Source organism: Furfurilactobacillus milii (assembly GCF_009863985.1).
GTDB lineage: Bacteria > Bacillota > Bacilli > Lactobacillales > Lactobacillaceae > Furfurilactobacillus > Furfurilactobacillus milii_A.
Genome location: NZ_WEZT01000022.1, coordinates 1 through 9,653 on the forward strand (window position 1 = coordinate 1; position 9,653 = coordinate 9,653).

At 43.2% G+C, this 9,653-nt stretch carries 8 protein-coding genes and 1 pseudogene; 1 reads left to right on the forward strand and 8 read right to left on the reverse strand.

What is annotated here, in order from left to right:
- Nucleotides 1-109 precede the first annotated feature (109 nt).
- Entirely contained in the window at nucleotides 110-724 is a 615-nt protein-coding gene (locus tag GB992_RS10145; RefSeq protein WP_161002343.1) for a VOC family protein, read from the forward strand.
- 310 nt (nucleotides 725-1,034) lie between these two features.
- Here the strand turns inward: GB992_RS10145 and GB992_RS10150 are convergent, their stop codons facing one another.
- The 8 genes and pseudogenes from GB992_RS10150 to GB992_RS10185 all read right to left on the reverse strand — a co-directional run bounded on the left by GB992_RS10150 (nucleotide 1,035) and on the right by GB992_RS10185 (nucleotide 9,407).
- Complete coding sequence (locus GB992_RS10150) at nucleotides 1,035-1,676, reverse strand: SDR family oxidoreductase (RefSeq protein ID WP_161002344.1); 642 nt, start codon at nucleotides 1,674-1,676, stop codon at nucleotides 1,035-1,037.
- Nucleotides 1,677-1,829: 153 nt separating this feature from the next.
- Nucleotides 1,830-2,444 (reverse strand): uracil-DNA glycosylase, encoded by a 615-nt coding sequence (locus GB992_RS10155; RefSeq protein ID WP_161002345.1) that lies wholly within the window; start codon nucleotides 2,442-2,444, stop codon nucleotides 1,830-1,832.
- A 1-nt stretch (nucleotide 2,445) separates the two neighbouring features.
- Entirely contained in the window at nucleotides 2,446-4,824 is a 2,379-nt protein-coding gene (locus GB992_RS10160; protein WP_161002346.1) for a helicase C-terminal domain-containing protein, read from the reverse strand.
- A 253-nt stretch (nucleotides 4,825-5,077) separates the two neighbouring features.
- Nucleotides 5,078-6,013 (reverse strand): annotated as a pseudogene (locus GB992_RS10165) (nucleoside hydrolase).
- Nucleotides 6,014-6,032: 19 nt separating this feature from the next.
- Entirely contained in the window at nucleotides 6,033-6,839 is an 807-nt protein-coding gene (gene phnE / locus GB992_RS10170; RefSeq protein ID WP_431188837.1) for a phosphonate ABC transporter, permease protein PhnE, read from the reverse strand.
- A complete protein-coding gene (phnE, locus tag GB992_RS10175; protein WP_161002347.1) occupies nucleotides 6,836-7,621 on the reverse strand; it encodes a phosphonate ABC transporter, permease protein PhnE in 786 nt (261 codons plus the stop codon). The genes phnE (GB992_RS10170) and phnE (GB992_RS10175) overlap by 4 nt, the downstream gene beginning before the upstream one ends.
- Nucleotides 7,618-8,400, reverse strand: coding sequence for a phosphonate ABC transporter ATP-binding protein (gene phnC, locus GB992_RS10180; RefSeq protein ID WP_161002348.1), 783 nt, complete (start codon nucleotides 8,398-8,400; stop codon nucleotides 7,618-7,620). Before phnC ends, phnE (GB992_RS10175) begins: the two co-directional genes overlap by 4 nt.
- Before the next feature lie 71 nt (nucleotides 8,401-8,471).
- Nucleotides 8,472-9,407, reverse strand: a complete 936-nt coding sequence (locus GB992_RS10185; protein ID WP_161002349.1) for a phosphate/phosphite/phosphonate ABC transporter substrate-binding protein — start codon at nucleotides 9,405-9,407, stop codon at nucleotides 8,472-8,474.
- Nucleotides 9,408-9,653: the final 246 nt, after the last annotated feature.

Below are 9,653 nucleotides of genomic sequence, written 5' to 3' on the forward strand. Positions count from 1 at the left end.
GATCAGCTCCTAAAAGATGGGTTTGTGGTAAACACCATTTTAAAGGAAGCTGATCTTTTTTGTCCGAACAGCGTTCGGATTAATTTTACAATCTATCAATTTAGTAACCATGACTAATTTTTATACTCAGATTATTGGCTTGATCGTTTTGCAACAAACGTCAAAAATAGCTACCTTAACAATTCCTGGAGACGAGCAACCCCGTTTGACTCTGAAACAAGGGTACGATACAGTTCGTAATCTTCACACGACTGGTTTATACCACACCGCATGGATTCAGCCGACACGTCGTGATCTAGCTAATACATTGCAACACTATCAGCAACATCACATCCCTGTATTTTTAGCAGCTGATCATCGTTTCAGCCAATCTTTGTACGTTTGGGACCCCGAAATGAATGCGGTTGAAGTGTATTATGACTTTCCCCGAAAAGATTGGCTCATCCTGCCTGATGGCCGGATGCCTCAACGAACCATCCCATTAGATACCAAAGCATTGCTTCGTGAGGCGGATAATCAGTGGCGTGGTTTAGCCTTCGGGTCACGACTGGGTCACATTCATCTGCGAGTTAGTGTTCTAAAAACAAGTACTCATTTCTATAATCAGATTCTTGGCTTCGATCTCAAGGATTGGCTAGTACCACATGCATCCTTCTTGGCTGCCGACGGTTATCACCATCACATCGCATTAAATGACTGGCATGGCCCTTATCCCAATATGTAACAAAATCAAACCGGTTTAATGGATTTCAGTATTAACGTTGGCACACGGGATGCATGGCTAAATCTGAGACAACAATTGGTAAATCAGGCATGGCCATTTGACCAAACTGAAGAGCTTATTCAGTTATCTGACCCTGATCAAAATAAGCTTAATTTTGTCTATTTTGATGAAACGTAAAAAGTACGGAAAAAGGACTACTGGTCAAAGTCAACACAGTGTGTGACAAAGACTGGTAGTCCCTTTATTATGATGCATTTATTAATAGACGGTAACAAAGGTGCTCTGCTAATTTAATAGGTATCGCCAAAATTTAATACCAACTTGGCTTAGTACCATCTGTATTAGGTTTGTTGACTCCTAAAGAAGCTCTAATGTGAATCGTCGGGTCTTTGATCAAACTGGTAACAACTGCTGCAATACTCTTGCGGGATACTTCTGTCCCCTTAAACGCGTCGCCCTTGTTTGTCAGTTCATAATCAACCTCATCTTGATTTTGTAACCACGCAGGTCGAATAATTGTGTAATCCAAGTCAGAACTCTCAATTACTTTTGCTGCTGCCGCATACGTTGGTAAATAACCATCATCCAACATCTGGTGATTCCATTTACCAAATGCACCAGGAACTTCATCATAAATGCCTAACGTTGAAATCCAAACTAGCCGATTAACTTTCGCTTCATCCATCGACTTTACAACTTGCTGAGCCTGGGTCTCAATATTTGATCCGGCTAAATTAGCATAAACGACATCCTGCCCTCTCATTGCTCGAGCAAGATCATCCGCATTAGCCGCATCCCCAGTAACCACCGTTTCACGCTGTTCATCGCTAACTGTAACTTTTTCGGGATGGCGCAAGAACAGTGTTAAAGCCGCATCTGTTTCTTTTAATAACATGTTTTCAGTCAACTTCGCAATCTTTCCACCAGCACCTAAAATTAACACGTGTTGCATAATGAACCTCCTAAATGGTCATGTGATTTTTTGATTTCAATTGTAATTATAATCATTACAGTTAAGAATTCAACCAAAGTCACTTCAAGGTTTCAAAAAAGCACCTCTTACTCAGCAAAGCCAGTGAGCAGGAGGTACTTCATCGTTTCATTGTTAGATTAATGTCTTTAACATCTTTAAATCATCCTCAACTAGTGATCGTTTACTAGGAAAGCGACGTACATAAGACGGATGAAATAATGGAAATAATGAGTATATTCGTGAGCCAGGTTTGAACTGATCCGTGGCCGAATGAAATCTCAAAATCGGCATTTTCATTAACTCACCATGGACTTGCGTAATCTTCATCTTGTTGCCCAGCAGTCGTTGTAAACCAGTGTTTCCTAACGGAACAAGTAACGTACCGGTTGGCAACGCAGCCAATTCATGATCCAGTAATGGTGCAAACGCCTTTAATTCTGCCTGCGTTGGTCGGCGATCCCGCTTGCGACCCTTGGTTTCCGTAAATGGCCTTGCCCGAATCGCCCCCGTCATATAAATTTCATCTCGGCTAATGCCTAACAACGCCAACCACTGGTTTAATTCCGTGCCGGCCGGTCCCTGAAATCCATGACTAAGTTCTGCTTCTTTAGCACCAGGCGCTTCACTAACCAGCACTAGCTTTGGTGTTAGTGACCCTTCACCTGGCACGAAACCCTCCAAATTATCATTAGCATCGATTAATTCATGCGCACGCTGAATGAGTACCGGGGTTAAAAACGTCGCCATACTAAGACTCCTTTGTTTGTGGTAATGTTGTCTGTTTCCAAAATGCGTCGATGCAGGCTGAAAGGGCCTGTACGTTATTGACGCCTCGCCAAAATCGCCAATGCGGCGGAAATAAGTTTGAATAACGTGACTGACTAAAACGCTGATCCATCAAAAGGACAATGCCCTGATCGTGACTACTGCGAATTAATCGACCCGCCGCCTGCAGTACGTTGTTCAACCCAGGCAGCTGGTACGCGTATTCGAAGCCATGACCGTTTGTTCCATCAAAATAATCCCGAATAAGGTCAGTTTCTACATTCAAGCCGGGCAGACCAACACTCACGATGCCCACACCAATCAGTCGGTCTGCTGGCAAGTCAATTCCTTCAGAAAAAATGCCGCCGAGCACGGCAAAACCAACTAATGACTGAGTGGCGTCTGGCTGAAACTTTGCCAAAAAGGCATCCCGATCCTGGCTCTGCATGGCTGGTTCCTGCTGGATGACCCGCTCATCTGGGTAAGCCTGCCGATACGCTTCAACAACAGTCGTCAAATAACCGTGTGATGGAAAGAAAATCAGATAGTTGCCAATCTTGCCAGCTACTAGTGTATGAATACTCGTCAGAATTTTTGTCAAGTTGGCATCCCGCTGACGATATGTCGTTTGAATATAATTCGCTACCAGGATTGCTTGGTGCCGCGGTTCAAACGGCGACGGCAACTGATATTTGATTCCATCGTCGTCAACACCCAAGACCTGCTGATAATAACTAAGCGGCGTCACGGTTGCCGAAAAAAGGACAGCGCCACGGCCTAGATGCATTGATTGATTAAGGAATGTGCTTGGATCTAGACAGACTAATCTCACACAGAGCCCACGGTTCGTTTGAAATAATCGCGTTCGGTACTCTTCACCATAATTATCGCTTAACCGAACATAATCTAGGCAAGCAAAATACGCCTCTAGTACTTTCTGCAGCTCCTCACCATCTTCCTGTTTTGGCAGCCAGTCAGAAATAAAATCGTTAAAATGTTGTAGTTCCTCAACAAATGAGGTGAGCGGCGGCTGAATAGTGAGGTCATCTGATTGTTCATCATCCAACAACGATGACAATGCCTTAAAGGTTTTAATCAATGTATTAACGTGGCGATGAAAACCCTTGTCGCCTTTAAACAATGGTTTGAGGTCCTTGATTTCTTGCTCCTCAACACTAGTCGAATACATCTCTCTCGCCCGACTCAGCAAATTATGAACTTCATCAATGAGGAAGAAATTATCCTCATCAGGTTCACTAAAAAAGCGTTGTAAATATACTAACGGGTCAAACAGGTAATTGTAATCGCAGACAATAACATCACAAAATAGGCTGACATCCAGTGAAAACTCAAATGGATCTAGCGTATGTTTGTGTGCATATGTCTCAATAACGTCACGAGTAATTTGCTGTTCATGCGTCAAAATGTCCATGAGAGCAGGTTTCAAGCGATCGTAGTAGCCCAGCATAAATGGATTGTCCGCCGGGGCAACGTCGACTTCCTCAGGGAACGTGATGGTCTCTTTGGCGGTTAGTGTAATGCTTTTCAACGAAAGACCTTGGGTAGCCATTAAGGATAAGGCATCCTCTGCCACGCGCCGAGTGCTTTGCTTAGCAGTCAGGTAAAATGTCCGTTGAATGAGCCCTTCCCTCATTGCTTTTATGGTCGGAAACAGCGTTGATATCGTTTTCCCTGTGCCCGTCGGCGCCTCGACCAACATCTGCTTTTTAAGCATAATGGATTTATAAGTCGCCACTGCCAGTTCATGCTGACCCGTACGATACGCCGGATATGGAAACTTTAGGTCCGCAATCGTTTGATCACGTTGCGTACGCATGTCAGCTCGCAAAATCAACCAAGATTCGTACTCATCAATAAGGGATTGAAAGAATCTTTGAGACTCTTCAAACGACCACTCCTGTTCTTGAGTCGTCACCTTATCTTCGTTTGTCTGATAATACGTCAGTTGCAATGTCACATGGTCACGTTGCTGGTCCTTCATCAGCAGATAACCATAGATTTTGACCTGCCCCCAGTAGAGCGTCAGTGTGCTTTCTGGCACATCTTCAAACACTAAATCAGATGTTTTGATTTCCTCAATGTGTGCCTGATCATCCACCTTGAAAATACCATCGGCACGACCATGAATGCTATAACTTTGATCATTCATCGTCACGGTAGTCTTCAGACCAACTTCTTTTTGGTAATCGGGATAATCTTTAAGTCGCTGTTTTTGCAGTCGTCGATGAATATTGGCGCCAGCGAGTGCCGTATTGGTGCTGGCATCCGTCTGTGGATTGAGATCTCCACTGCGAAGGACAAACTCCACCAATTCACGAATACCTAATTTAATCGTCGCCACGTCACTCACCTCGCCCCTTTTGAAAATGTCTCCGTCTACTTTATCACAAGGTGATGTTTAATTCAGAAGTTAGACGGCCATAAATCACGAGTTGCTTTTTAGTTTAGGTAAACAAAAAGAGCCCACTCTTCATTAGAATTGGGCCCATTTGCCGTTATTACCAAACACAAATTTTATCAACACAGCCCTTTTGTAAGGGATGGTCGCTGACTTAACACATCTTATGACTTCACCCCACCACTAATAACTACATTTAATTAGCTGCGGAGGCCAAATCATCAATTAAATCGAAGAACCGTTCATTATTTACCGTATCCACTAATCTAATTGGCCGACCACTAGCGGTTAATATCGTCCGTCCAAGTGATGGTCCATCTGTAACGACATCGCCGTGGACTAGCTTGGTTGTTGTTATTTCCGGGTGAGTTAAATAGCAGGTAGCTAAAACGTCCCATAAAAAATACGTTGAATTTGTGACAAAATGTCGTAATTCTGGCACTAACGCATAACTGTTGCCCAGAAAATCAAATCCGACTTGTTGACGACGGTGTGCTCAGTGACGTCGAACAGCAGATGTTAGTGGCACATTATTGGTACTTTCCAATCCGACCATGTCAATGTCGATGTTGCTATCCCACACTGTCTTAACGGCCTCTGCATCCCAAAAGGCATTCCATTCTGCGTGCCCGTCGGCCTCTGGTTCTTCAACGTTACCACGTTCAAGAAAGGTTCCGCCCATCCAGACCAATCGGCTAATCTTATTCGTTAATTCAGGCTGTGCACGAATAACTGTCGCTAAATCTGTCAATGGACCCGTGAATAATAATGTGATTGGCTCGGAAGTCTCACCCAGAATTCTCCGTAAATGATCCGCTGCAGAATCACTCCGTAACGGTGTTTTAATTGGCTCGTGCTCGTTAAGTAATGGCAGTGCGGTCATCGAAAAAGTTTCAAGGCGCCAAGGTGTTGGAAAAGGATGTCGTGTCCCAGCATCTGAACTGGCCACTTCAATAGACTGTCCTTTTCCAAAACGGTCGATAATCTTTTGGGTAGCCGAAGTGGCAGGTTCCACATAACTGTCCGCCCCCATAACGCCGACACCAAGCAATGTCACTTCTGGCATTTGAAGCAACAAGAACAAGGAAGTTAAATCATCAACACCACAATCATGGTTAAAATAGACTTTCATATCATTTATTCCTTTCCCTTTAGCCGAGCTGCTTTCGTAACCATCCTGATAAATAATCAATAATCGTCACCGTAATAATAATTCCGATGAGAATTATGCCAACCCGATTCCAAGATCGTGTCTGAATTGCAAACAACAGTGGTGTGCCAACACCGCCGGCACCAACCATTCCCAAAATAGTAGCGGAACGAACTGATATTTCAAATCGGTAAAGACTATAAGAAGCAAATGCTGGTAACACTTGCGGCAGCGTTGCAAATACAAGACCGTTCACCGCATTTCCACCAACACTAAGAATGGACTCACCAGGTCCAGCATCAATTGCCTCGATTGATTCAGCAAATAGTTTTCCTAACATCCCTACTGAATGAACGCCAAGTGCTAGCACACCGGCGAACGCACCAGGTCCCACTGCTTTAATGAACATAATCGCCAACACAATTTCTGGAAAAGTTCTCACGACTGCTAGCACGATTCGTCCACTAGTAGACAATACTGAAAAGTGATGGCGACGTCGTTTAGCCGCCCAGAAAGCAAACGGAATACTAATCCGCGCTGAGATAATGGTACCAACGAAAGCAATGGCCAATGTCTGTAGCATCACGCTAACTAAGTCCTCGCCATTCCCTTGATAAACATAATGCCAATCGGGGTGGATAATACCCATTAACACAGCCTTAGTAACTGCTCCTGCCGATGATTGGATTTTACTAAAATTGATACCAAAAATTCCCCAAACATAGACGATAACGATTAGTAATCCCCAAAACCATGACCTTGTCCGATGCCAAACGCCAGCCGACCTATGTTGTATTGAACCCATCATTGAAGACGCTCCCTTGCAAAATTGCTAAGACCATCGATAGCCAAAACCACAATTAAAATTGCTAAAATAATCACTGCAGTTTGGTCATAACGGAATTGTGATAACGACGTTTGTAACTGCTGACCAATACCGCCTGCGCCTAAATATCCCAATACAGTCGAGGCACGAACATTAATTTCAAAGGTATAGAGAATGTAGCTAATAAAGCGACTAGATACTTGCGGTAAAATAGCAAACATCACCATCGCGCTACGTTTGCCACCAGTTGCTAAAATAGCCTCAAGCGGACCATTATCAATCGTTTCGATACACTCGTAGAACAGTTTCGTAATCATACCGAAAGAAAAAATCGTGAGTGTTAGCACACCAGCATATGGTCCAATACCAACAATTGCTACAAAAAGCGCCGCAAGTAATAAATCTGGCAACGTACGGATCATGTTAAAAATAATTCGTACGAAACCCGTGATCCATTTGTTTGTGACGACATTACGGGCTGCAACAATGGCCGCTGGAATTGCCAAAAGGGTTCCAAGCGTGGTACCAATTAACGCCATTTGAATGGTTTCCAACATGGGCTGAACAACAAATGGTGCTGACTTCCAGTCTGGATGCATCATCTCTTTAAAAAGGGCCAAAAACTGATCAAAGTTTTGGACGAGCGCACTAAAATCAAGCTTTAAAAAATTATTGCTGGCAATCAGCAGACCCAATAAAATAATCAAACTGCCGAAGAAACGGATGTGAAAACGTTGAACAATTGTTTGTTTTGGAAGTTTCATTGTCTTTCACCAACTGACGAATCCCCGTTGTAAATATCCGCTAAATCGGCGTCCGTCACATTCTGAATTGATTCATCATAGACGATCCGGCCTGCACGAAGCCCAATGATTCGGGTTGCGTATTCTTTAGCCAAGGCAACTGAATGTAAGTTGGCCACCACGGTTTTACCCAGCTCTTGATTCATACTTTTTAGATCATTCATGACTAAATGAGCCGTTTTAGGATCCAGAGAAGCAGTCGGTTCATCTGCCAAAACAATTTTCGGATCTTGAACAAAGGCTCGGGCAACGGCAACCCGTTGTTGCTGACCGCCAGATAATTGATCAACGCGCTGATACACTTTATCCAATAAATTAACTCTTTCCAATGCTTTATAAGCGCGTTGCTTATCTGCTTCTTTAAAGAGTCCTAGACTACTTTGCCACGTTGGATAATAGCCCAATCGGCCAGCTAAAACATTACGAAGCACCGTTGATTGCTTAACCAAATTAAAGTTTTGAAAAATCATGGCCACATCACGGCGTAACTGCCGCAAATTTCTTCCTTTTGCCTCAGTAATCGACCGGCCATCAATTAACACGTGTCCTTCTGTCACTTGATGCAGGCGGTTCAGGCTTCGCATCAGCGTGCTCTTACCGGCCCCAGAAAGCCCCACAATAACAACGAACTCACCAGGCTTAACTTGTAGATTAATATCGCTCAGCCCGCTGGTTCCATTGTCATAAATCTTAGAAACATGTTGCACATCAATTACCGGTTTCAATTCCGGTTTAGTCATAAATATTTCCCTCTTCAAAAAAATAAAGTGAGCGAAGCTAGCCCCGTCCACTTTATAATTCGGATTACATCTTATTCAGCATCTTTAACCTGTTTGTCGTACTTGCGAATAATATTGAAGGTACTGTCCTTGGCCGGTGCATACCCTTCGTGGCTGTATACGGACTTAATGATTTTACGACCTTCTTTGGACTTGCCAATCTTGATAAAGGCACGAGAAATCTTCTTTTGCCATTTGGGACTCATATCGCCACGAACAGAAATCGTGTCATTAGGAATTTTATTTGTCAGATAGAGTGGCTTAGTTGTCTGGAATACATCCTTAACATCTTTTTGGACAATCTGACGGGCGTCGGCAAAGACGAAGGCCGCATCAGTGTTACCGTTAACCACCGACATCACGCCCTGGTCATGTCCTGTGACAGTAACAGTTTTGATGTTGTCTTTCTTAATGTTGACGCCATGCTTGGCTAACTCTGCCACTGGAAAGATATAACCAGCAGTTGACGTTGTATCCTGTACAGCAATCTTCTTACCCTTTAAATCCTTTAATGACTTAATACCACTATTCTTTTTAACCAAAATCATTGACCGATAGTAGTTAACCAACTTTTTGTTGTTCTTACCACTTGGTTCATCTACCCCGTAACGTAGTGCTTGCAGAAGTACTTTTGCATGATTCATCTTGTGTGCCTGAACGTATCCATCAGGTGGTAAAAAGCCAACGTCAACTTTCTTTGATCCCATGGCTTCAACAATCGTATTGTAGTTAGTTGAAACACTAACCTTCACCGGTACATGTAGTTGTTTTTGAAGCAAGCCTTCCAGTGGCTTGGCTTTAGCCTCAATGGAACTAGCATTTGACGAAGGTACAAACTGAACGGTCAAAGACTTAGGTGTGTATGTAGATTTAGCCGATGCAGTACCTGGATGTCCGAAAGTCATTAACGTGGCGGCAGCTAGCCTACTGGTCAAACCAATCAACAACCGTTTTAAATTACGATGCATTCGTGTGAATCCCCCTCACAAAGTTTGGTGTTTAAGTACACGAGTTATTGTAAGCGACAATTTCATGACATTTCAACGCAATTAACGAACTTCTAATGTATAAATAGTGTAATAGTTTGTGTTTAAATTCGAATTATTATTTTTATATTTGATAGATTGTAAAATTAATCCGAACGCTGTTCGGACAAAAAAGATCAGCTTCCTTTAAAATGGTGTTTACCACAAACCCATCTTTTAGGAGCTGAT